The 21857-nt window shown below is 45.7% G+C and carries 23 protein-coding genes and 1 other annotated feature; of the genes, 22 read left to right on the top strand and 1 reads right to left on the bottom strand.

What is annotated here, in order from left to right; all coding sequences use genetic code 11:
* The first annotated feature begins 189 nt into the window (after positions 1–189).
* Genes radA through pssA form a run of 3 tightly spaced genes read left to right on the top strand, consistent with a single transcriptional unit; the run spans position 190 to position 3432 of the window.
* The gene (gene radA, locus PUW25_RS22375) at positions 190–1557 is read left to right on the top strand and encodes a DNA repair protein RadA (RefSeq protein WP_047914117.1); all 1368 of its coding nucleotides are present in this window, start codon (positions 190–192) and stop codon (positions 1555–1557) included.
* Between the two features lie 13 nt (positions 1558–1570).
* Positions 1571–2647: a DNA integrity scanning diadenylate cyclase DisA gene (gene disA / locus PUW25_RS22370; protein ID WP_047914116.1), complete on the top strand. Its 1077-nt coding sequence runs from the start codon at positions 1571–1573 to the stop codon at positions 2645–2647.
* A 56-nt stretch (positions 2648–2703) separates the two neighbouring features.
* Positions 2704–3432 (top strand): CDP-diacylglycerol--serine O-phosphatidyltransferase, encoded by a 729-nt coding sequence (pssA, locus tag PUW25_RS22365; RefSeq protein WP_047914115.1) that lies wholly within the window; start codon positions 2704–2706, stop codon positions 3430–3432.
* A 175-nt stretch (positions 3433–3607) separates the two neighbouring features.
* Here pssA and PUW25_RS22360 read toward each other — a convergent pair whose 3' ends face one another.
* Complete coding sequence (locus PUW25_RS22360) at positions 3608–4003, bottom strand: nucleoside triphosphate pyrophosphohydrolase family protein (protein ID WP_047914114.1); 396 nt, start codon at positions 4001–4003, stop codon at positions 3608–3610.
* Positions 4004–4251: 248 nt separating this feature from the next.
* Between PUW25_RS22360 and PUW25_RS22355 the strand changes: the two genes are divergently transcribed.
* From PUW25_RS22355 to rpoB, 19 genes are all read left to right on the top strand, one after another.
* Positions 4252–5340 (top strand): PIN/TRAM domain-containing protein, encoded by a 1089-nt coding sequence (locus PUW25_RS22355; protein ID WP_047914113.1) that lies wholly within the window; start codon positions 4252–4254, stop codon positions 5338–5340.
* Positions 5341–5413: 73 nt separating this feature from the next.
* Complete coding sequence (gene ispD / locus PUW25_RS22350) at positions 5414–6100, top strand: 2-C-methyl-D-erythritol 4-phosphate cytidylyltransferase (RefSeq protein ID WP_047914112.1); 687 nt, start codon at positions 5414–5416, stop codon at positions 6098–6100.
* A 4-nt stretch (positions 6101–6104) separates the two neighbouring features.
* Positions 6105–6593: a 2-C-methyl-D-erythritol 2,4-cyclodiphosphate synthase gene (gene ispF, locus PUW25_RS22345; RefSeq protein WP_047914111.1), complete on the top strand. Its 489-nt coding sequence runs from the start codon at positions 6105–6107 to the stop codon at positions 6591–6593.
* A 23-nt stretch (positions 6594–6616) separates the two neighbouring features.
* Positions 6617–8071 carry a glutamate--tRNA ligase gene (gltX, locus tag PUW25_RS22340; protein ID WP_047914110.1) on the top strand — a complete coding sequence of 485 codons (1455 nt, stop codon included), beginning with the start codon at positions 6617–6619 and terminating at the stop codon, positions 8069–8071.
* 532 nt (positions 8072–8603) lie between these two features.
* Positions 8604–9284: a serine O-acetyltransferase gene (cysE, locus tag PUW25_RS22335; RefSeq protein ID WP_047914124.1), complete on the top strand. Its 681-nt coding sequence runs from the start codon at positions 8604–8606 to the stop codon at positions 9282–9284.
* A gap of 47 nt (positions 9285–9331) precedes the next feature.
* Positions 9332–10729, top strand: coding sequence for a cysteine--tRNA ligase (gene cysS / locus PUW25_RS22330; RefSeq protein ID WP_047914109.1), 1398 nt, complete (start codon positions 9332–9334; stop codon positions 10727–10729).
* Positions 10726–11181: a Mini-ribonuclease 3 gene (locus PUW25_RS22325; RefSeq protein WP_274337525.1), complete on the top strand. Its 456-nt coding sequence runs from the start codon at positions 10726–10728 to the stop codon at positions 11179–11181. The genes cysS and PUW25_RS22325 overlap by 4 nt, the downstream gene beginning before the upstream one ends.
* A gap of 37 nt (positions 11182–11218) precedes the next feature.
* A complete protein-coding gene (rlmB, locus tag PUW25_RS22320) occupies positions 11219–11959 on the top strand; it encodes a 23S rRNA (guanosine(2251)-2'-O)-methyltransferase RlmB (protein ID WP_274337524.1) in 741 nt (246 codons plus the stop codon).
* A 13-nt stretch (positions 11960–11972) separates the two neighbouring features.
* On the top strand, positions 11973–12497 hold the full coding sequence (locus PUW25_RS22315) for an NYN domain-containing protein (RefSeq protein ID WP_274337523.1): 525 nt from the start codon (positions 11973–11975) through the stop codon (positions 12495–12497).
* 171 nt (positions 12498–12668) lie between these two features.
* Positions 12669–13313, top strand: coding sequence for an RNA polymerase sporulation sigma factor SigH (sigH, locus tag PUW25_RS22310; RefSeq protein WP_047914105.1), 645 nt, complete (start codon positions 12669–12671; stop codon positions 13311–13313).
* A gap of 351 nt (positions 13314–13664) precedes the next feature.
* Entirely contained in the window at positions 13665–13814 is a 150-nt protein-coding gene (gene rpmG / locus PUW25_RS22305) for a 50S ribosomal protein L33 (RefSeq protein ID WP_072735843.1), read from the top strand.
* Positions 13815–13836: 22 nt separating this feature from the next.
* Entirely contained in the window at positions 13837–14028 is a 192-nt protein-coding gene (secE, locus tag PUW25_RS22300; protein WP_047914104.1) for a preprotein translocase subunit SecE, read from the top strand.
* Between the two features lie 22 nt (positions 14029–14050).
* A complete protein-coding gene (gene nusG / locus PUW25_RS22295; RefSeq protein ID WP_047914103.1) occupies positions 14051–14584 on the top strand; it encodes a transcription termination/antitermination protein NusG in 534 nt (177 codons plus the stop codon).
* A gap of 84 nt (positions 14585–14668) precedes the next feature.
* Complete coding sequence (gene rplK / locus PUW25_RS22290; RefSeq protein ID WP_047914102.1) at positions 14669–15094, top strand: 50S ribosomal protein L11; 426 nt, start codon at positions 14669–14671, stop codon at positions 15092–15094.
* Positions 15095–15179: 85 nt separating this feature from the next.
* Positions 15180–15872 carry a 50S ribosomal protein L1 gene (gene rplA, locus PUW25_RS22285; protein ID WP_274337522.1) on the top strand — a complete coding sequence of 231 codons (693 nt, stop codon included), beginning with the start codon at positions 15180–15182 and terminating at the stop codon, positions 15870–15872.
* Positions 15873–15945: 73 nt separating this feature from the next.
* Positions 15946–16097: a sequence feature (ribosomal protein L10 leader region), on the top strand.
* Between the two features lie 123 nt (positions 16098–16220).
* Positions 16221–16727 (top strand): 50S ribosomal protein L10, encoded by a 507-nt coding sequence (rplJ, locus tag PUW25_RS22280; protein ID WP_274337521.1) that lies wholly within the window; start codon positions 16221–16223, stop codon positions 16725–16727.
* A 55-nt stretch (positions 16728–16782) separates the two neighbouring features.
* Complete coding sequence (gene rplL, locus PUW25_RS22275; RefSeq protein ID WP_274337520.1) at positions 16783–17148, top strand: 50S ribosomal protein L7/L12; 366 nt, start codon at positions 16783–16785, stop codon at positions 17146–17148.
* A 118-nt stretch (positions 17149–17266) separates the two neighbouring features.
* Positions 17267–17866, top strand: a complete 600-nt coding sequence (locus tag PUW25_RS22270; protein ID WP_274337519.1) for a class I SAM-dependent methyltransferase — start codon at positions 17267–17269, stop codon at positions 17864–17866.
* Between the two features lie 410 nt (positions 17867–18276).
* Entirely contained in the window at positions 18277–21828 is a 3552-nt protein-coding gene (gene rpoB / locus PUW25_RS22265; protein WP_205055203.1) for a DNA-directed RNA polymerase subunit beta, read from the top strand.
* Positions 21829–21857 lie beyond the last annotated feature (29 nt).

The following is a 21857-nucleotide window of genomic DNA, read 5'->3' as shown; positions in this document are numbered from 1 at the left end:
GCATACTTGATAGACATCAAATCAAGATGGATGACTTGGAAAAAATACATCCTGTGTAAAGTTTGGCAATTAAGCTTTACGTCAAAATGCATTCAATGTTAAACTTTTATTAAATCCTTTTTTAGTAAATTCGGCATTTGCACTTTAAGACGATTATAGTCGAATAGTGTAAAAATAAGGAGAAGTGAAGTGGCTAAAGTTAAAACGAAATTTTATTGTACTGAATGCGGCTATGAAGCCCCTAAATGGTACGGTAAATGTCCAGGATGTCAGTCCTGGAACTCCATGGTGGAGGAAACCGAAAGTATCGTTAAGACACAAGGGAGAGGTTCTTCCCTTTTTGATAGTAAAGAAAAGCCTCAGCCCATCATAAACATAGAGAGTGACCAGGAGCCCCGCATCCTGACGGGTATTAAAGAGCTGAATCGAGTGCTCGGCGGCGGCGTCGTTCCGGGCTCTCTTGTTCTGGTCGGCGGAGATCCGGGCATCGGTAAATCTACATTACTGTTGCAAACCTCCCATGCCATGACCACAGCAGGACTGCGCGTGCTGTATATTTCCGGTGAGGAATCGGTTAGGCAGACGAAGCTGAGGGCGGATCGACTGGAAGCATTGTCTCCTGAGCTGTATGTGCTCAGCGAAACAAATATGGAACGGATTGAGGAAGCAGTCAAACAGGTAGAGCCGCATTTCTTAGTCATTGACTCCATTCAAACGGTATATTTACCAGAAATTACGAGTGCACCGGGCAGTGTGGCACAAGTTAGAGAATGTACATCAAGATTTATGCGAATCGCCAAAGGTCAGGGCATTGCGACCGTGCTTGTAGGGCATGTTACTAAGGAAGGTGCTATTGCAGGACCGCGAATGCTTGAGCATATGGTGGATTGTGTGCTCTATTTTGAAGGCGAGAGACATCATACGTACCGGCTGCTTCGTGCGGTGAAGAACCGTTTTGGCTCAACCAATGAAATGGGGATTTTTGAGATGGGTGAAATCGGGTTAACCGAGGTTGCCAATCCATCCGAGATGTTCTTGTCTGAACGACCGCTTGGGGTAGCAGGCTCTACTGTTGCTGCCAGCATGGAAGGGACCCGTCCAATGCTTGTTGAGCTTCAGGCGCTGGTATCCGCAACCCAATTCCCTTCTCCAAGACGTATGGCTACCGGTGTAGATTACAATCGTATGGCTCTTATTATCGCCGTATTGGAAAAGCGCCAGGGTATGTTCTTACAGAACCAGGATGCTTATATAAACGTCGCCGGAGGGGTGAAGCTGGATGAACCTGCTATTGATCTGGCGGTTGCCGTCAGTGTCGCATCCAGCTTCCGGGATATGCCGACCAAACCTTTTGATGTTGTGTTTGGAGAGGTAGGTCTTACAGGCGAGGTCCGGGCCGTGTCTCGTGCGGAGCAGAGAGCAAAAGAAGCGCAGAAGCTTGGATTCAAACGGGTGATTATGCCAGAGAAGAGCCTAAAAGGCTGGAAGCACCCGAAGGGAATAGAACTTATCGGTGTAAACACCGTCGGAGATGCACTAGCGGTTGCTTTAGATTAGGGGGCATTGAAAGATGAAAGAATCGAGCCAATTGGATAAAATGAATGATCTCTTAAGATTGGTTGCGCCCGGAACGCCATTTAGAGAGGGACTGGAGAACGTATTGCGTGCAAAAACGGGTGCGCTGATCGTCGTTGGTTACAGTCCTGAGGTTATGGAGGTTGTGGACGGCGGTTTTTCGATCAATTGTGATTTCTCTCCAAACTATCTATATGAGCTGGCCAAGATGGACGGAGCCATTATCTTAAGTGAGGATTTAAAACGAATTTTGTATGCAAATACACAGTTGATTCCTGATTCCTCTATTTCGTCTTCAGAGACAGGAATTCGCCACAGAACTGCCGAAAGAGTTGCCAAGCAGACAGGTAAGCTCGTTGTATCCATATCACAAAGACGTAATATTATTACGCTCTACCAGGGTACACTGCGGTATGCATTGAAGGAAATCGGTGTAATTTTGACGAAAGCAAATCAGGCGATACAAACGCTTGAGAAATACAGGGCGGTGCTCAATCAATCCTTGACGAATCTCAGCGCGTCCGAATTTGAAGAGCTGGTGACCATACCTGAGGTTGTGAATGTCATTCAGCGTGTGGAAATGGTGCTTCGAATCAAGATGGAGATCAAGCGCTACATTAATGAGCTCGGAAATGAAGGGCGGCTTATCTCCATGCAGATGGAGGAGCTTGTCAGCAATACGGAAGAAGAAGCCATGCTTCTGTATAAGGACTATGCTAAGGATGACAGCGATGAGAAGATCAAAGAGATCGTGAGTGGGCTTAAACGTTCAACAGATGATGAACTGCTGGATACCCACCATATTGTTCGTTTGCTCGGATATCCTGCATCAGCTGCGACTTCAGAAGAATCAGTGGCCCCAAGGGGGTACCGTGTTCTCAGCAAGATTCCTCGCCTGCCAAATGTCATCATTCATAATTTGGTTGAGCAGTTTGAACACCTGCCGCATGTCATCATGGCAACCATCGAAGAATTGGACGAAGTCGACGGTATCGGAGAAGTACGTGCGCGTACGATTAAGGATGGTTTGAAGCGTCTGCAGGAGCAAATGTTCATTGACAGACAGATATAAATAACCCAGAATGACAGATGATTATTTTTTTATTGCCGCACATATGAGGTGACGTGATGATAACGAAATCAATTCCGAATTTATTTACCTTGGGTAATTTATCACTCGGAATGATTGCCATTTTGCTGGCCTCAGAAGATCAGTATACGCTTGCCGCTTTTATGGTGGTTATCGCTATGCTTCTTGATGGCTTAGATGGCCGGATTGCAAGGGCGCTGAATGCTCAAAGTGAGTTTGGTAAAGAACTGGATTCACTGTCTGACATTGTATCATTTGGTGCCGCCCCGGCTTATCTGATGTATACCGTCTCGTTTCAGGTAGCTCCGGTAGCTATAGCCTGGATCGTAACCAGCCTATTTCCGATATGCGGTGCACTGAGGTTAGCCCGATTTAATGTTAAACCCGGAATTCCCGGTTATTTCACAGGACTGCCTATACCGGCGGCAGGTGGTGTACTTGCGCTGCTGTCCTTATTTAACAAAGATATTTCCGCTCCCTTTATGATGGTGGCTACACTGCTGTTGTCCTATCTCATGATCAGCTCGCTGAAATATCCGAATTTCAAAAAGGTAGGCATTCCCAAAAAAGCGGTGTGGATCGCTCCACTGGTTGTTTTGTTTTCGATTGCACTTGCATTTTTGTTCTCTGAGCAATTATCCATGTTTGTATTTATTCCTTTGGTGTTATATGCCGTATACGGTATGTCTCATAGTGTACAACGTTATATTCAACGCAGACGCAATCGGAACAAGAGTCAGGAAGATGAAACGTCACATCGTTATTAGGGAAAAGTTGAGCAGAGATGCTCATTCGAATAAAAAAGCATTTATTCTCTCGCATCACACGAAGAGAATAAATGCTTTTTTTGTGCTGTAAATTCATCGTAGTACGAATCGGAAGTGTATAGAAGGCTGTGTATATTAGCGGAACTAATCTAGAGTTGCTTACATTTAAATTTCGTTACGATAGGTTGAAAATGCCGAGTGTAGAACACTTGTTGGCTTCATTCTCAAGGACATCCTCGAGCTGAATATTGAGCAGATTGCAAAGCGCCGACATATAAAACAGATTGCGTCCAAGCTCTGAGCTGACAATCTCTTTGCAATGATCACACAAGTCTCCATGTACATGTGTCTCTACTGAAGATTTAGCGTCCTCCAAATTCCCGTTAGGTGTGTATGACTGCTTGGAAGCATGAAGTTCAATACATCCGCACTCCGTAATGGCCTTGGAAACTGCACGATTAACAGAAGCGTCGGCTTGTCCTAACTTTGACAAGACATCAATCAGACTACGGTGACGGAGCAACAATTCGGATACTTGGTCTTGAAAGGTTTGCAGGCTGGAAGTGCTCATTCCTTATATTCACCTCGGTGTGTTTTCAGTTGAATTTATTATATGCCACCCTACAAACCATTTTCAACCATGATTTACAGTTAGATACTTATCGTTAGATTCAGCGGCGAAAATGATTTATTTATTCTTCATATAGAACGAGAAGAGATTCGGAAGATATTTTTCCTTAAATATCCTTCTCTACAGGATTAGGACCTTCTGAATTGGTTCATACTGGATAAGGAAAAGGTCAAAGGAGGTGAAGGGACATGTGGAAAAAAGTCATTTTAACATTGACTGGAATCATGGGAGCATGGTCTGGTTATGCGTTATATCATTCAGTAGGAGTAACGGTCCCTTGGTTAAGCGAACTGGCTGACAGACTGGGGACGACAACAGCACTTGCGTTATGGATGCTAACAGGGATTGCGGTCTTTACATTACTATGCAGTACACTGGGTTCTATGGTGAATTTAAGGGTAGAAGAAGGAGTGACGAAGCTCGCTCGTGTTCCTATGAGTGAATTGGCGGCGGGGGCTTTGGGGCTGGGAATTGGATTGTTGTTCGCTATACTTCTTTATCCGTCATTCAATTGGCTTGGTAAGCCAGGAGAGCTGCTTCAAGTGGCTATGATGCTTATCTTCAGTTACATGGGACTTCGGCTGGGTCTTGCGAAGAAAGAGGACCTAGGGGCGTTCTGGACTTCAGGACGGTGGAATAACGGTGCAATAAGTGAAGACAGACGGATTGAAGAGCATAAGATACTGGATACGAGTGTCATTATTGATGGCCGAATTGCGGATATCTGCAAGACAGGCTTTATCGAAGGAACCATCGTTATCCCTGAATTCGTACTGGAGGAGCTTCAACATATTGCGGATTCATCAGATCTGCTCAAGCGAAACCGTGGACGCCGCGGGCTCGATATCCTTAACAAGATTCAAAAGGAATTGGAGATTAAAGTGCTGATCTATGAAGGCGATTTTGAAGAAATATCTGAGGTGGACAGTAAATTGGTTAAGCTCGCCAAGGTACTTCAGGGCAAGGTTGTAACCAATGATTTTAACCTGAATAAGGTATGTGAGCTTCAAGGCGTATCTGTGCTGAACATTAATGATTTGGCTAATGCGGTCAAGCCGGTCGTTTTGCCAGGTGAGGAAATTATGGTCCAGATCATCAAGGACGGCAAGGAGCATGGTCAAGGCGTAGCCTACCTGGATGACGGCACCATGATTGTTGTCGAGGGCGGAAGAGAATATATCGGCACGATGATGGAGGTGCTTGTGACAAGCGTACTCCAAACCTCTGCAGGAAGAATGATTTTTGCCAAGCCGAAACTGTTGGAAAAAGCTCAATAAAGCGGTATGATGGAGATTGAGTGTTCCGATCGCTGAATGCTTAAGCAGAAGAACAAGGCAGGGGTTTAAGAGCATGAACAATTCATGGGGGGCCGTCATTGTGGCAGCAGGCAGGGGTACGCGTATGGGATACGCGGAGAGCAAGCAATTTCTGCTGCTGCAGGACAAGCCAATCTTTATACATACGCTTGAGGTGTTCAGCCGTGTGTCGCGAATTAAAGAGTTGATCGTGGTAACAGGTGCTGCGGATGTTGCGCGCTGCGAAGAGTGGATTCATAAATTTGGCCTTGAAGATCAGGTTCGGGTAACTGCTGGAGGATCAGAAAGGCAGGATTCCGTCTATGCAGGCTTGAAGGAGCTTACTTCTGATTATGTGCTCGTACATGATGGAGTCAGACCTTTTGTGACACCGGATCTTATCGAGAGCTGTATGGAGGCTGCGATGGAGCATGGGGCTGCTGTGCTTGCGGTACCTGTGAAGGATACGATCAAACAAGTAAACGAAGAAGGCATTATCATGTCCACGCCGGATCGGCGAAGTCTGTGGAGTATCCAAACCCCACAGGCTTTTCGTCTGTCTGCACTGCTTGAGGCTCATGAGCGGGCGAAGCAGGAGGCGTTTCTTGGCACTGATGACGCGATGCTGATTGAACGGCTTGGGAAGCAGGTAAAGGTCGTAGAGGGCCGGTATACGAATATTAAAATTACGACGCCGGATGATCTGGATTATGCTGTATTTATGCAAAAAAGGGGAGAGTAGACTTATGATCCGTGTAGGACAAGGATTTGACGTTCATCAATTAGTGGAGGGCCGACCATGTATTATTGGGGGAGTCACGATTCCCTATGAAAAAGGACTGCTGGGACACTCCGATGCGGACGTGCTTCTGCATGCGATAAGTGATGCCATACTCGGTGCTTTGGGTCTTGGTGATATCGGCAAGCACTTTCCGGATACGGATCCGGTATTTAAAGACGCAGATAGTCTTAAGCTGCTGGAGCGAGTATGGGAGCTTGCTGTCGAGCGTGGCTATCAGCTGGGCAACGTGGATTCAACGATCATTGCTCAAAAGCCAAAGATGGCACCCTATATTCCGCAAATGGCAGAGATCATTGCCAAGGCTCTAGGTGCAGAGCTCTCTCAAGTGAATGTAAAAGCGACGACGACAGAGCAGCTTGGCTTTGCAGGACGGGGCGAGGGCATTGCTGCGCAATCGGTTGTCTGCCTGATCCAACCTGTGCTATCATCTTGAAATAATGAATCGGAGGGGATATTATGAGCACGGAGGTTCGCGTGCGTTATGCGCCGAGTCCGACAGGACATTTGCATATCGGAAATGCAAGAACGGCATTATTCAATTATTTATATGCGAGAAATCAAGGCGGGAAATTTATTATCCGCATTGAAGATACAGATACAAAGCGGAATATTAAAGGCGGAGAAGAAAGCCAGCTGACATATTTGAAATGGCTTGGTATGGAATGGGATGAGAGTATTGATGTTGGGGGCGAATATGGCCCTTATCGTCAAACGGAACGTCTCGATATCTACAAGAAGTATTGGCAGGATTTGATTGACCGCGGTCTCGCTTATTTCTGTTATTGTACAGAGGAAGAGCTTGAAGCGGAGCGCGAGGAGCAGATGTCCCGCGGGGAGACACCGCGTTATTCCGGCAAGCACCGTGATCTTACGGAAGATGAACGCAAGGCATATGAAGCCGAAGGCCGCGTGCCAAGTGTACGTTTCCGTGTACCGGAAGAGAAAATATACACCTTTAATGACATGGTTAAAGGAACAATATCCTTTAATTCCAAAGAAACCGGGGATTTCGTTATTGTCAAGAAGGACGGCATTCCTACTTACAATTTTGCTGTTGCTCTTGATGATCATTTGATGAAGATCACCCATGTTCTGCGTGGTGAGGACCATATCTCCAATACACCTCGTCAGCTGATGATTTATGAAGCTTTTGACTGGGAACCGCCGGTGTTCGGTCATATGACCCTCATTGTTAATGAGAATCACAAGAAGCTCAGCAAGCGCGACGAGTCGATTATTCAATTTATTGAGCAATATGACAAGCTCGGTTATTTGCCGGAAGCACTGTTTAACTATATCTCACTACTGGGCTGGTCTCCGGAAGGAGAAGAGGAAATTTTCAGCAAGGACGAGCTGATTAAGATTTTTGATCCGTCACGGCTGTCCAAGTCTCCTGCGGTGTTTGATACGAATAAGCTGGCTCACCTTAATAACTCTTATATCAAGAATGCGGAACCGAAACGAATCGCGGATCTTGCGATTCCGCACTTGCAGCAAGCGGGTCTGCTCTCTGGTGATCTTGAAGCAGACAAGCGGGTTTGGGCAGAGGAACTGGTGGCACTTTATCAGGAGCAGATGGTTGCAGCATCGGATATTGTGGAGCTGGCGTCCTTGTTCTTCAAGGATGAAGTGGAGTTTGAAGGCGAAGCTGAAGCTGTTCTGAAGGAAGAGCAGGTGCCGACGGTGCTCAAGGCTTTTGCTGAGAAAGTAGAAGCTTCCTCTGATTTTACTGCCTCGCACATGCAGGCTTTGATTAAAGAAGTGCAGAAGGAGACAGGCTTTAAAGGCAAGCAGCTGTTCATGCCGATTCGTGTAGCATTGACGGGCCAAACCCATGGCCGGGATTTGAATGCAACAATTTATCTGTTAGGCCGCGATAAGGTGTTAAGCCGTTTGAGAGCCCAATATTAAAATTTGCCATGAGACTAGGAAGGATAATCCTTGTCAGCCGAAGTTCTTTTCGCTAAGATATATAAAAAGCAGTACATCAAGATAAGCAGTCTCTGTTTATCCTAATATGATTAAGAGTACCCGTATGGGGAAGACTGACTATATTAAACAGCTGTGAACAGGAGAAGTACACAGTCATGAACGTGGACCAGAGAAGATAACCGGGTAAGACCTTAACAAGTCTTCAAGGCTGGAAGTTATCTCACGCTCTGCTGATCGAAAATGCGCCTGGGAGCTGCGCCTCCGAACCTGGACCTTTCCACTATGCTGGAAAGCTACTGCGGGTAGGTAGCGACGTTTCGTCCTCGTTAACGGACGTCCGAGATAGGGTACGTGCGTGATACGAATCCTAAGCAGAGTGGAACCGCGATTTAATGAGACGCCTCTGCAGCCGAATATGGCTGCAGAGGCGTTTTTTGATTCACATACGCTGACAGGCAGAATCAAATTTACGAAAGACGAACGGGTAAATGATGCGAAGAGGGGAACAGATATGTTTAAGAAATTGAAATCTGATATTCAGGCAGTCTTTGATAATGACCCGGCTGCTAGAAGTCGGTTTGAAGTGATCTTTACTTACTCGGGATTGCATGCCATCTGGGCCCATCGCTTGGCGCATCATTTTTACGGATGGGGATGGTACACCGTGGCCAGAATCATCTCTCAATTCAGCCGGTTTATGACGGGAATCGAGATTCACCCGGGGGCTACGATCGGGAATCGGCTCTTCATCGATCATGGTATGGGGGTCGTCATTGGGGAAACGTGCGAAATTGGTGATGATGTGGTGATTTATCAAGGTGTGACCTTAGGTGGAACGGGTAAAGAGAAAGGAAAGAGACATCCTACCATTGGTAATAATGTGGTGATATCCTCGGGCTCTAAAGTGTTGGGATCATTTAAAGTAGGAGATTACAGCAACATTGGAGCAAACTCCGTAGTACTAAGAGAAGTCCCCCCAAATAGTACGGTCGTTGGTATTCCGGGGCGAGTCGTTAAGCAGGATGGCCGGAGAGTCGATCGACTGAGTCAGCAGCTGCCGGATCCGGTTGTTGATTCTATGCGGGAGCTGCAGAGAGAGCTGGTTACTCTGCGGGAGGAGCTGGATCAGCTTAAATCAGCAGCTAACGAAGGAAGCCGCAAAGAGGCGGTCATACGTGGTAACAAATCGTAAACGTGGTACAATATAATGATTGAAATGTATTGAAAGGAACGTGAATCATGGCGCTTCATATTTATAATACGCTCACAAGGAGCAAGGATGTATTTACTCCACAGGAGTCGGGAAAAGTGAAAATGTACGTGTGCGGACCGACAGTATACGACTATATCCATATCGGAAATGCACGGCCGATGATATTTTTCGACGTGGTTCGCAGCTATTTAGAGACGGTGGGTAATGATGTGAATTATGTCGTTAACTTCACGGATGTAGACGATAAATTGATAAAAAAAGCAGAACAGACAGGACTTACGGTGACACAGGTTGCAGATCGCTTTATTAAAGCATACTACGAAGACCTAGATGGACTGGGCATTCCGAGAGCAACTCATAATCCGAGAGTTACCGAGAATATGGATCTGATCATTGATTTTATTGATCAGCTGTTCAAGGAAGGAATTGCTTACGAGAATGGCGGGGATGTGTATTATCGCACACACAAATTCCCGGAGTATGGCAAGCTCTCCAAGCAAAATCTCGATGAGCTCCAGTTCGGCATTCGAATCGGAGTCGATGAACGCAAAGAAAACCCGCAGGATTTTGTTCTATGGAAAGCGGCAAAGCCTGGTGAAATTTATTGGGAAAGTCCTTGGGGTCCGGGGCGTCCAGGCTGGCATATCGAGTGCTCGGCTATGGCGCGCAAGCTGCTCGGTGACACTTTGGATATTCATGGAGGCGGCCAAGACCTGCAGTTCCCGCATCATGAATGTGAAGTGGCCCAATCTGAAGTATTGACAGGCAAGCCGCTGGCTAATTATTGGATGCATAACGGCTTCATTCGGATTGACAATGAGAAAATGTCGAAATCTTTGGGGAACGGTATTTTGGTGAAAGATTTGCGCAATCTCTATCGCCGTGAAGCCATTCGATATTTCATGCTTTCGACACATTATCGCAATCCCCTCAATTTCAGTGAGGATATTATGCAGCAGGCCGAAAATAGTGTGGATCGGATTGCAATTGCGGTAAATAATGTGAAGCATCGTCTTGGAACGGTAACCCTGGACCAGCCTGTATCCGAGAAGCTGAAATCCAGACTTTCCGAAATTCTGGCCAGCTTCCATGAGAAAATGCAGGATGATTTTAATACACCAGATGCTATTACAGCCGTGTTTGAATGGGTAAATGAGGTTAATAGCCTGCTTCAGGCCGAAGTGACTAACCGTGCTGAGCTTGAGGCGGTATTGACGACGTTTGATGAGATGAACGGAGTGCTCCGTATATACACATCGGATGAAGATGATCTGCACGAGGATGTAGAAAAATTGATCGCTGAGCGTAATGAGGCCCGCAAAACGAAGAATTGGGCACGTGCAGACGAAATTCGTGATGAATTGACGGCTATGGGCATTGTTATCGAAGATACGGCTCAAGGCATAAGATGGCGGCGCAAATGAGTGAGATGGATATTCATCTTAACGAACAAGGAGAGCGGGATTGGTTGTTTCCTTACTCTCCTTCACGTAGGCCGGAACTGATTCCGCCCATTGCGCTGGCGTATATCGGAGATGCGGTCTATGAGGTAGCTGTAAGACAATATTTGCTGTCGAAGCCCAATTTGCGTCCACATCATCTTCATCAGAAAGCGACCAGTTTCGTATCAGCCAAAGGGCAGAGTCGAATATTGTCTCTTATCGAGTCGATGCTGGATGATCAGGAACAGGATGTTGTTAGACAAGGTCGGAATGCCAAATCGAGCGTGCCGAAAAATGCAGACGTACAGCAATACCGCCATGCGACAGCATTTGAGTGTCTTGTCGGATATTTGTACTTAAGCAAAAGGGAAGCGCGGCTGCGCGAACTAATAGATTTGGGCATCACACAAATGCAGCAGGAGAACAACAACTAATCGAATTGAAGGCGTCAGCCAGGAGGATAAAGGAATTATGGAAGAAGAATGGATTGCCGGCAAGCACTCGGTTATCGAGGCGCTGCGTTCCGGAAGAACGTTAAACAAAGTGTGGATTGCCGACCAAGCCCAGAAGCACTTGACGATGCCGATTATTGCGGAAGCCAAAAAAGCAGGAGTCATCATACAGCAAGTCGATAAGCGTAAACTGGATCAGATGGTGCCTGGCATTCAGCATCAAGGAGTTGTAGCACAGGCTGCACCCTACGAATATGCTGAGGTTGCGGATATCCTTGCTTCTGCACAGGAGAAGGGAGAACCTCCGTTTCTCGTGCTGCTGGATGAGATTGAAGATCCACACAACCTCGGCTCCATTTTACGGACAGCGGATTGCACAGGTGCGCATGGGGTCATCGTTCCTAAGAGACGGTCGGCACAAGTGACAGCTACGGTATCCAAGACCTCTGCTGGAGCAGCTGAATATGTGCCTGTAGCAAGAGTAAGTAATTTGGCGCAAACGATTGAGGAACTGAAGGAAGCTGGAGTATGGGTTGTAGGCACTGATATAAGAGCTACTGAATCTGTCTTTGGGAATGGAGTGTTTACAGGGCCTGTTGCCGTAGTGATTGGAAATGAAGGCAAGGGCATGGGCCGCCTGGTTCGTGAAAAATGCGACATCCTTCTCAAGCTGCCCATGGCAGGACAGATCAATTCATTGAATGCCTCTGTTGCTGCCGGTGTAGTCATGTACGAAGTGCTCCGATCCCGAAAGGCCTAGGAGCTGACGGATCATGAAGGATCTCCGTGATGTGCTTCTCGTGGACGGCTACAACATGATCGGAGCGTGGAAGGAGCTTTTTACGCTAGCTCAGACCGACCTGGATGGAGCTCGGGACAAGCTTCTGGCTAAGCTTGCTGAGTATCAGGGCTTTTCGGGTCGACGAGTCATTGTCGTGTTTGATGCATACCGAGTTCCCGGCCTGGGCAAATCCTTTACGGAGAGCAAAGTCCAGGTTTATTTTACAAAAGAAAAAGAAACGGCAGACGAGTGCATCGAGCGTCTAGTAGGCGAGCTCAGCTCCCGAAGACGTCAAATCTATGTGGCAACGAGCGATATGGTGGAACAGCATGTTATCTTTGGTCAAGGTGCACTCCGCTTGTCTGCGCGCGAACTTCTGATCGAGCTGGAGCAGAATGAGAAGGAAGTCGGTAAACGTATCAAAGAAGATTTTCAAAAAAAATCGACAAAAAATACGATAGATTCAAAGCTCACACCAGAAATGCGGAAATTGTTCGAGCAGTGGAGAAGAGATTGACAAATACCCTTCGGGTGTAAATAATTGGTATTATGTATCTCTTGACATTTATATCATTCTTTTCTTTTTTAGGCGGTGTGTGGTTGACGATGGAAGGTTCGATCATTTATACTGATGCTATTATTTTGATAGGTGACGGGGTTCCTTGCGTTGCAGCCGGAGGGATTGTTAGTGAGTGTTGACCTCAAAGATATCATGTTGTCCGAGTTTGATTACCTAAGCGATGAGGATATTGTCCAAGCGGTTCATAACAACGATAGTGAGGCGCTGGAATACTTGATCAACAAGTATCGTAATTTTGTACGCGCCAAAGCAAGATCTTACTTTTTAATCGGTGCCGATAGGGAAGATATCATTCAAGAAGGAATGATCGGGCTTTACAAGGCGATACGTGATTTCAGAGGGGACAAGCTGGCTTCATTCAAGGCATTTGCAGAGTTATGTATAACCAGACAGATTATCACAGCCATCAAGACTGCAACTCGTCAGAAGCATATTCCACTGAATTCGTATGTTTCTTTGGACAAGCCGATTTATGATGAAGAGTCAGACCGTACGCTGCTGGATGTCATTTGTGGATCTCAGGTGAGCGACCCTGAAGAGCTTATTATTAATCAGGAAGAGTTTGTTGGCTTGGAAGACAAAATGTCCGAGATTTTAAGTGATCTAGAACGCAAAGTATTGATGCTTTATTTAGATGGCAGATCCTATCAAGAAATAGCGGTTGATCTAGATCGTCACGTAAAGTCCATCGACAATGCACTGCAGAGAGTAAAACGCAAACTTGAGAAATATCTTGAAGTACGAGATAATTAGAATATTGCAACTTGAAGAAAGACTCGAATAAGAGTCTTTTTTTGCTTGCAGCAAAGACAGGACGTTTAAAAACAACGGAATGTTTAATACTGTTTAATATTGGCGTTTCTAGTATTTATGTTCGTCCAATTTATCGTTCGCATAGGAGAGAGACGCTTTCTGAGAACAAATCGAGACCTGAAAGTTCGCCGACTACAGGTTATTTTAGCCAGTGGATAAGGCTTATTCTTGCATTGACATGAATATACCCTTGTGATAAAGTGTTTTAGGTAGGCCTAAATTCGCGCTTTTTTTTAGGATCAATTTAGAGACTTCTGATAATGCTTCGGATGTCTTCGGGAGGTGCACATCATGCGGGTAATTATTACTTTGGCTTGTACGAATTGCAAACAAAGAAATTACACAACGACAAAAAACAAGCGTAATCACCCTGACCGCATGGAGATGAAGAAATTTTGCAAGTTTTGTAACGAGCAGACTTCTCATCGCGAAACCAGATAGTTAATTTGGAGGTGTAGTCGGCGTGAAACGTAGTTTCAAGTCTCTGTTTTCCTTTTTCTCAGAAAGCTGGGCAGAGCTTAAAAAAGTTCGCTGGCCTAATCGTAAAGAGTTAACTAACTACACCCTGATTGTTCTGGGGACGGTTATAGTTATCACGCTTTATTTTTGGGTTCTTGACATCGGAATTTCCTATGTGATCGATGCGATAATTTAAGAAGGGTCCCAGGTGGCTTGATATGGAAAAAAGATGGTATGTCGTTCATACCTATTCAGGGTATGAGAACAAAGTCAAAGCCAATTTGGAAAAGCGCGTAGAGTCCATGGGCATGGAGGACAAGATATTCCGTGTTCTTGTTCCAATGGAAGAAGAAGTGGTGAATAAGGACGGTAAGAAAAAGACTGTCATGCGTAAGATTTACCCGGGATATGTCCTAGTCGAAATGATTCAAACGGATGATTCCTGGTATGTTGTTCGCAACACGCCTGGAGTAACTGGGTTTGTAGGATCGACAGGGTCAGGTTCAAAGCCGACACCATTGCTGCCAGATGAAGTTGAACAGATTCTGAAGCATATGGGAGTGGTAGAACCGAAACCGAAGATTGAATTCGACATTAAGGAATCTGTACGAATTAAGGTTGGTCCTTTTGCGAATTTTGTGGGCTCCGTGGAAGAAATATTGGCTGAGAAAAGTAAACTGAAAGTTCACGTCAACATGTTTGGACGGGAAACCCCGCTTGAGCTGGATTATACTCAAGTGGAGAAATTATAGAAGCTTTATCGAAGCTGACATTGGTTTCTTGTGGGAGGGCTTATTGAGCTCGTCGACCACTATTGATGCAAGGAGGTGTCTTACATGGCCAAGAAGGTAATCAAAATGGTAAAACTGCAGATCCCTGCAGGGAAAGCGAATCCTGCGCCTCCGGTAGGTCCGGCATTGGGTCAAGCGGGTGTCAACATCATGGCATTCTGTAAAGAATTCAACGCTCGTACAGCCGATCAAGCAGGTTTGATCATTCCAGTTGAAATTACGGTGTTTGAAGATCGTTCCTTTACTTTCATCACCAAAACTCCACCGGCTGCAGTTCTGCTTAAAGTAGCTGCTAAACTTGAAAAAGGATCCGGTGAACCGAACAAGAAAAAAGTCGCAACTGTTAAACGCGATACTGTTCGTCAAATCGCTGAGCAAAAAATGCCTGACCTGAACGCTGCGAACGTTGAGTCCGCAATGCGTATGGTAGAAGGTACTGCTCGCAGCATGGGTATCACCATCGAAGACTAATTGAAGTGTTCGTAACGCGGGCCTAATTAAAGTGCCCGCCATGTGGGAGGTATATCCGCTAAAACCACAAAGGAGGAATAGAAACATGGCTAAACATGGTAAGAAATATGTTGAAGCTGCTAAGCTGATCGACAGCGAAGCTAGCTACGAGCCTTTGGAAGCTGTTGAGCTTGTCAAAAAGGCTGCGACTGCTAAATTCGACGAAACGGTTGAAGCTGCAGTTCGTTTGGGCGTAGACCCACGTAAACAAGACCAAGCTGTGCGTGGTGTTGTTGTCTTGCCTCACGGTACAGGTAAAACACAACGCGTATTGGTATTTGCAAAAGGTGATAAAGCGAAAGAGGCGGAAGCAGCTGGAGCAGACTTTGTTGGAGATCAAGATATGATCAACAAAATCCAACAAGGTTGGTTCGAGTTCGATGTCTGCGTAGCTACACCTGATATGATGAGTGAAGTAGGTAAATTGGGCCGTCTGCTCGGCGGTAAAGGCCTGATGCCTAACCCTAAAGCCGGAACGGTTACTTTCGATGTTGCTAAGGCTGTTCAAGAAATTAAAGCCGGTAAAATCGAGTATCGTCTGGATCGTGCAGGTCAAATTCACGCGCCAATCGGTAAAGCATCTTTCTCTGCTGAGCAGTTGAATGATAACCTTAAAGCTCTGATCGAAGCACTGAACCGTGCTAAACCAGCAGCTGCAAAAGGTGTTTACCTGAAAAACATCAGCTTGTCCTCTACTATGGGACCTGGTGCACGTGTGAGTACAGCTTCTTTCAGATAATAAATTCCAGTTGACTTTGGTCTACTGAATCTGTTATTCTGTAAAAGTTGTTAAGTCTTAAGTGACTGACCCTTAAATTCGAATATGCTTACCGTAGACAGTAGGTGCTTTTGCAAGCTTAATTTCCTACCGAGGTGTGATGATAGAACGTATCAATTGAGTGATTGTGCTCAATATGACTTTATCAAGCCTTCGTGATTCTACGGAGGCTTTTCTTATTGGATAAATGAAGCTGATACATCGGATCAAGCCTCACCTATCTACGGGAAACTTCCGCTTCTGGCGGTTAACGAAGATGCTTAAGTGCCGTAAGGTGCTGAGCAAGGAATCTATCAGGAGGTGTACAATTTGGCAAACGCAAAAGTGATTCAAGCTAAACAAGAAGCGGTTGACGTGGTAACTGCGAAATTGCGCGAGAGCGCAACTACAGTAGTAGCTGACTACCGTGGTCTGAACGTTGCCCAAGTAACTGAGCTGCGTAAACAGCTTCGTGAAGCGGGTATCGAATTCCAAGTCCTGAAGAACACATTGCTTCGCCGTGCTACTGCAGCTGCAGAGCTGACTGAACTTGATGAAGTTCTGACAGGTCCTACTGCGATTGCATTCAGCGGTGAAGATGCTGTTGCTCCAGCTAAAATTTTGAACGACTTCGCTAAGAAGAACGATGCACTGAAATTGAAAGGTGCAGTAGTTGAAGGACGTGTTGTTAGTGCAGAAGAAGTTAAAGCACTGGCAGAACTTCCATCCCGCGAAGGACTTCTTTCCATGCTCCTCAGCGTGCTTCAAGCACCTGTACGCAACTTCGCCCTTGCGGTTAAAGCTGTTGGCGATCAAAAAGAAGAGCAAGGCGCTTAATTACTTGAAATACCAGGCTATATAAAATACTAATTTAAATAATGGAGGTTCTACCATGAGTAAAGAGCAAATCTTGGAAGCAATTAAAGGTATGACTGTTTTGGAACTGAACGATCTTGTTAAAGCAATCGAAGAAGAATTCGGCGTAACTGCTGCAGCTCCTGTAGCTGTTATGGGCGGCGCTGCTGGCGGTGCTGAAGCTGCTGAGCAAACTGAGTTCGACGTAATCTTGGCATCTGCTGGTGCTTCCAAAATCAACGTAATCAAAGCGGTTCGCGAAATCACTGGTCTTGGCTTGAAAGAAGCTAAAGAACTCGTTGACAACGCTCCAAAACCACTGAAAGAAAAAGTAAGCAAAGAAGAAGCAGAAACAGTTAAAGCTAAACTTGAAGAAGTTGGCGCTTCTATCGAAGTAAAATAATCTATTTCACTAAATAGTGAACTGGAAACAAAACATACAAACCCCTTGATAGAGTCAAGGGGTTTGTTGTTATGAATGGCAGTAACTTTTGAAGTTGAAGGTGAATTGGAGGTATCCCATGTCTGATCATTATTATTCTAATAAGCCTGAAGTCGCTCACGATAGACAAACTCTTGAAACAGAACTGAGAGGGTGCAAGCTTAAACTAACCAGTGATGCAGGAGTGTTTTCGAAAAATGGTGTGGATTATGGCAGCAGGGTTCTTATTGGAGCGATGGATCTTCAGGGAGCCAAGTCAGTTCTGGATGTAGGATGTGGCTATGGTCCAATTGGGATTATGGCAGCTAAGCTGCTGCCCGATGCGGTCGTTACGATGATTGATATCAATGAGCGTGCCGTAGAACTGGCAAGGCATAATGCAATTCAAAACCAGGTAAGCGCGAATACGGTCATTAAACAGAGTGACCGGCTGGAAGCAGTGAGAGAAGATAAGTTCGATGTCATCCTTACAAATCCTCCAATTCGGGCTGGCAAGGACGTTGTGCACGCTATTTTTGAAGAAGCCTACGAGCAACTTCATGATGGGGGATCTCTGTGGATTGTTATACAGAAGAAACAAGGGGCACCGTCTGCGAAAGCTAAGCTGGAATCGATGTTTAGTGTGGTTGAAGAAGTGACGAAAGATAAAGGGTATCGGATATTCAAGGCAACGAAATAATGCGGGTATATTAGTATATACAAACTAAAAAAAATCGCAATAGGACTATTGACTTGGTATCGCCATTGTGGTATTCTTAATAAATGTCAGTATTAAGATGCCCTACTTAGCTTTAGTTTGTTAAAATGTCAATCTTTTTTTCGCTAGGATCGCATATTTATGTGTTGATCCGCGTATAATATGTACATTTTGGGCAGACTATGAGGTGAGTGGGTTTTTCTGGGATGAAGGAGAAATTCACTAATAAGTTGCTCTTTTTTCGAAAAAAACATTCGAGTAAGGGCTTTTCTTTATTTGTGGATGCTCTCTCTCTGGTTGATTCATCTTATATGAGTTCCATTATAAGGTTACAAACAGAGGTTCGCAACGAAATTTTTAAAAGTGAGTAGACATTGAGGGGTGAGTTTAAGTTGGCAGGACATCTTGTTCAGTATGGTCGACGCACTCGGCGCAGTTATGCACGAATTAACGAGATACTCGAAATTCCGAACCTGATAGAAATCCAACAAAAATCTTACGAATGGTTTTTGGAGGAAGGATTGCGCGAAATGTTCCAGGATATCTCGCCAATTCAGGATTTTACAGGTAATCTCGTATTGGAATTTATCGATTACAGTCTCGGTGAACCGAAATATACGGTAGACGACGCGAAAGAACGCGACGTTACTTATGCCGCACCGCTTCGGGTAAAAGTCCGGCTCATTAATAAGGAAACGGGCGAAGTCAAAGAGCAGGAAGTGTTCATGGGTGATTTCCCGCTGATGACCGAAACAGGCACCTTTATTATCAACGGTGCGGAACGGGTTATTGTCAGCCAGTTGGTTCGCTCTCCTAGCGTCTATTTCAGTACTAAATTAGATAAGAACGCAAAGAAATCTTATACCGCAACAGTGATTCCGAATCGTGGGGCATGGCTGGAGCTTGAGATGGACGCGAAGGACATTATCTATGTTCGTATCGATCGTACTCGTAAGATTCCAGTGACTGTGCTGCTGAGAGCGCTTGGGTTTGGTACAGATGCTGAGATTCTGGATTTGCTGGGTAATGATGAATATATCCGGAATACGCTGGATAAAGACAACACGGATTCGACAGAGAAAGCGCTGATCGAAATTTACGAACGTCTTCGTCCGGGTGAACCACCGACTTTGGATAATGCGAAGAGCTTGCTTGTAGCACGTTTCTTTGATCCAAAACGTTATGATCTTGCGAACGTAGGTCGTTACAAAATTAACAAAAAGCTTCATATCAAGAATCGTTTGTTCAATCAACGTCTTGCAGAATCTCTGATCGATATCTCTACTGGAGAGATCATTGCAGAGGCTGGACAAATTGTTGACCGCAGATTGCTTGATGAAATTATGCCTGCGCTTGAGAGCGAAGAGGCGGTTGGACAACGTACTTATCATGTGGCGAACGGAGTTCTTGATGCCAATGATATTCCGGTCCAAACCATTGATGTATTTTCACCAATTGAAGATGGTAAAGTCGTAAAACTGATTGCGAACAGCAACATTGATAAATCGGTGAAGCACATTACGCCGGCAGATATCATTTCTTCCATCAGTTACTTCTTGAACCTGCTTCATGGCATTGGTGATACAGACGATATCGACCACTTGGGTAACCGTCGTCTTCGTTCTGTTGGTGAGCTCTTGCAGAACCAGTTCCGTATTGGTCTATCCCGTATGGAGCGTGTTGTTCGTGAGAGAATGTCCATTCAGGATGCGAACGTCATTACACCTCAAGCATTGATCAACATTCGTCCGGTTATCGCATCGATTAAAGAGTTCTTCGGAAGCTCGCAGTTGTCTCAGTTTATGGACCAAACGAATCCGCTGGGCGAACTTACGCATAAACGTCGTCTGTCTGCTCTAGGACCTGGTGGTTTGACTCGTGAGCGCGCAGGCTTTGAAGTCCGTGACGTACATCCATCCCACTATGGCCGTATGTGTCCGATCGAGACTCCAGAGGGACCGAACATCGGTTTGATCAACTCCTTGTCTACGTTTGCACGCGTCAACGAATATGGCTTCATCGAAGCTCCATATCGCTGGGTAGATCCAAAGACAGGTCAAGTTACAGATCAGGTTCGTTATGTAACTGCAGACGAAGAGGATAACTACGTTATCGCTCAGGCAAATGCAAAATTGAACGAAGATGGTACTTTCGCTGAAGATATGGTCGTTGTTCGTTACAACAAACAGTCTGACAACATCACAACGATGCCGAATGACCGTGTTGACTATATGGACGTATCTCCTAAGCAGGTTGTATCCGTTGCAACGGCGCTCATTCCGTTCCTTGAGAACGATGACTCCAACCGTGCACTCATGGGATCTAACATGCAGCGGCAGGCAGTTCCACTCCTTATTCCTAAAGCTCCGCTTGTAGGTACGGGTATGGAACACAAAGCTGCAAAAGACTCCGGTGTATGTATTGTGTCCAAACATGACGGTATTATTGAGAGATCTTCTGCCAATGAGATTTGGGTTCGCAGAATTGAACTCGTTGACGGCAAGGAAGTTAAGGGCGATATCGTTAAACATAAATTACACAAATTTATGCGTTCGAACCAAGGAACATGCATTAACCAACGTCCAATTGTAAAAATTGGCGATCACATTAAAAAAGGCGACATTTTGGCAGATGGACCATCTACCGAAATGGGTGAATTGGCACTGGGCCGCAACGTAGTCGTTGCCTTCATGACTTGGGAAGGTTACAACTACGAGGATGCGATTCTCCTAAGCGAAAAACTCGTTAAAGAGGACGTATACACCTCCATTCACATTGAGGAATATGAGTCTGAAGCACGTGATACGAAGCTCGGACCTGAAGAAATTACTCGCGATATTCCTAACGTGGGTGAAGAAGCGCTTCGTAACCTTGACGAGCGTGGCATTATCCGTATTGGTGCTGAAATTGCAGCCGGTGACATTCTCGTTGGTAAAGTTACACCTAAAGGGGTAACCGAGCTTACAGCAGAAGAACGTCTCCTCCATGCTATTTTCGGTGAGAAGGCTCGTGAAGTTCGCGATACATCGCTTCGCGTTCCACACGGTACAGATGGTATCGTCGTAGATGTTAAAGTGTTCACTCGTGAGAACGGTGATGAACTGCCTCCTGGTGTTAACCAGCTCGTACGTGTCTATATCGCTCAAAAACGGAAAATTTCCGAGGGTGATAAAATGGCCGGACGTCATGGTAACAAAGGGGTCGTGGCCCGTATTCTTCCAGAAGAAGATATGCCATTCCTTCCGGATGGTACACCGGTTCAAGTCGTGCTTAACCCACTAGGGGTACCATCCCGTATGAACATCGGACAGGTGCTTGAGGTTCACTTGGGTATGGCTGCTATGCAGCTTGGTATTCATGTAGCTACACCGGTATTTGACGGTGCTACGGAGCATGATGTGTTTGACACGATGGAAGAAGCAGGCATGCAGCGTAATGGTAAGACTGTGCTGTATGACGGACGTACGGGTGAGCGCTTCGAGCGTGAAGTTACCGTCGGTGTCATGCACATGATCAAACTTGCGCACATGGTTGACGATAAGATCCACGCTCGTTCGACAGGACCTTACTCTCTCGTTACGCAACAGCCGCTGGGTGGTAAAGCTCAGTTTGGTGGTCAGCGTTTCGGTGAGATGGAGGTTTGGGCACTCGAAGCCTATGGTGCAGCATACACCTTGCAAGAGATTCTTACAGTTAAGTCCGATGACGTTGTTGGACGTGTTAAGACTTATGAATCTATTGTCAAAGGCGAGAACGTTCCAGAACCAGGTATCCCTGAGTCCTTCAAGGTACTGATCAAAGAGCTGCAAAGCTTGGGTATGGACGTTAAAATGCTTACCAAAGACGAAGAAGAGATCGATCTAAAAGAATCGGATGACGATGATGACGCTGCAGGCGATAAACTGAGCCTTAACTTAGAAGGCGCAGAAGTCGGTGTAGAGTAACATTTAGTCAGCTGTAACAATACCGGAAT

This window comes from Paenibacillus urinalis, from assembly GCF_028747985.1.
In the GTDB taxonomy this organism is placed as follows: Bacteria; Bacillota; Bacilli; order Paenibacillales; family Paenibacillaceae; genus Paenibacillus; species Paenibacillus urinalis.
Note: the sequence above shows the minus strand (reverse complement) of the source record. Positions and strands in the feature narration are given on the sequence as shown.

What these genes read in the sequence shown, in the direction of transcription:
- PUW25_RS22325 (WP_274337525.1), top strand. Translation starts at nt 10,726, where the DNA reads ATGAGTGAGATGGATATTCATCTTAACGAACAAGGAGAGCGGGATTGG.
- nusG (WP_047914103.1), top strand. Translation starts at nt 14,051, where the DNA reads ATGGAAAAAAGATGGTATGTCGTTCATACCTATTCAGGGTATGAGAAC.
- cysE (WP_047914124.1), top strand. Translation starts at nt 8,604, where the DNA reads ATGTTTAAGAAATTGAAATCTGATATTCAGGCAGTCTTTGATAATGAC.
- ispD (WP_047914112.1), top strand. Translation starts at nt 5,414, where the DNA reads ATGAACAATTCATGGGGGGCCGTCATTGTGGCAGCAGGCAGGGGTACG.
- PUW25_RS22360 (WP_047914114.1), bottom strand. Translation starts at nt 4,003, where the DNA reads ATGAGCACTTCCAGCCTGCAAACCTTTCAAGACCAAGTATCCGAATTG.
- cysS (WP_047914109.1), top strand. Translation starts at nt 9,332, where the DNA reads ATGGCGCTTCATATTTATAATACGCTCACAAGGAGCAAGGATGTATTT.
- PUW25_RS22315 (WP_274337523.1), top strand. Translation starts at nt 11,973, where the DNA reads ATGAAGGATCTCCGTGATGTGCTTCTCGTGGACGGCTACAACATGATC.
- rpmG (WP_072735843.1), top strand. Translation starts at nt 13,665, where the DNA reads ATGCGGGTAATTATTACTTTGGCTTGTACGAATTGCAAACAAAGAAAT.
- rlmB (WP_274337524.1), top strand. Translation starts at nt 11,219, where the DNA reads ATGGAAGAAGAATGGATTGCCGGCAAGCACTCGGTTATCGAGGCGCTG.
- ispF (WP_047914111.1), top strand. Translation starts at nt 6,105, where the DNA reads ATGATCCGTGTAGGACAAGGATTTGACGTTCATCAATTAGTGGAGGGC.
- disA (WP_047914116.1), top strand. Translation starts at nt 1,571, where the DNA reads ATGAAAGAATCGAGCCAATTGGATAAAATGAATGATCTCTTAAGATTG.
- PUW25_RS22270 (WP_274337519.1), top strand. Translation starts at nt 17,267, where the DNA reads ATGTCTGATCATTATTATTCTAATAAGCCTGAAGTCGCTCACGATAGA.
- rplL (WP_274337520.1), top strand. Translation starts at nt 16,783, where the DNA reads ATGAGTAAAGAGCAAATCTTGGAAGCAATTAAAGGTATGACTGTTTTG.
- PUW25_RS22355 (WP_047914113.1), top strand. Translation starts at nt 4,252, where the DNA reads ATGTGGAAAAAAGTCATTTTAACATTGACTGGAATCATGGGAGCATGG.
- rplA (WP_274337522.1), top strand. Translation starts at nt 15,180, where the DNA reads ATGGCTAAACATGGTAAGAAATATGTTGAAGCTGCTAAGCTGATCGAC.
- rplK (WP_047914102.1), top strand. Translation starts at nt 14,669, where the DNA reads ATGGCCAAGAAGGTAATCAAAATGGTAAAACTGCAGATCCCTGCAGGG.
- pssA (WP_047914115.1), top strand. Translation starts at nt 2,704, where the DNA reads ATGATAACGAAATCAATTCCGAATTTATTTACCTTGGGTAATTTATCA.
- gltX (WP_047914110.1), top strand. Translation starts at nt 6,617, where the DNA reads ATGAGCACGGAGGTTCGCGTGCGTTATGCGCCGAGTCCGACAGGACAT.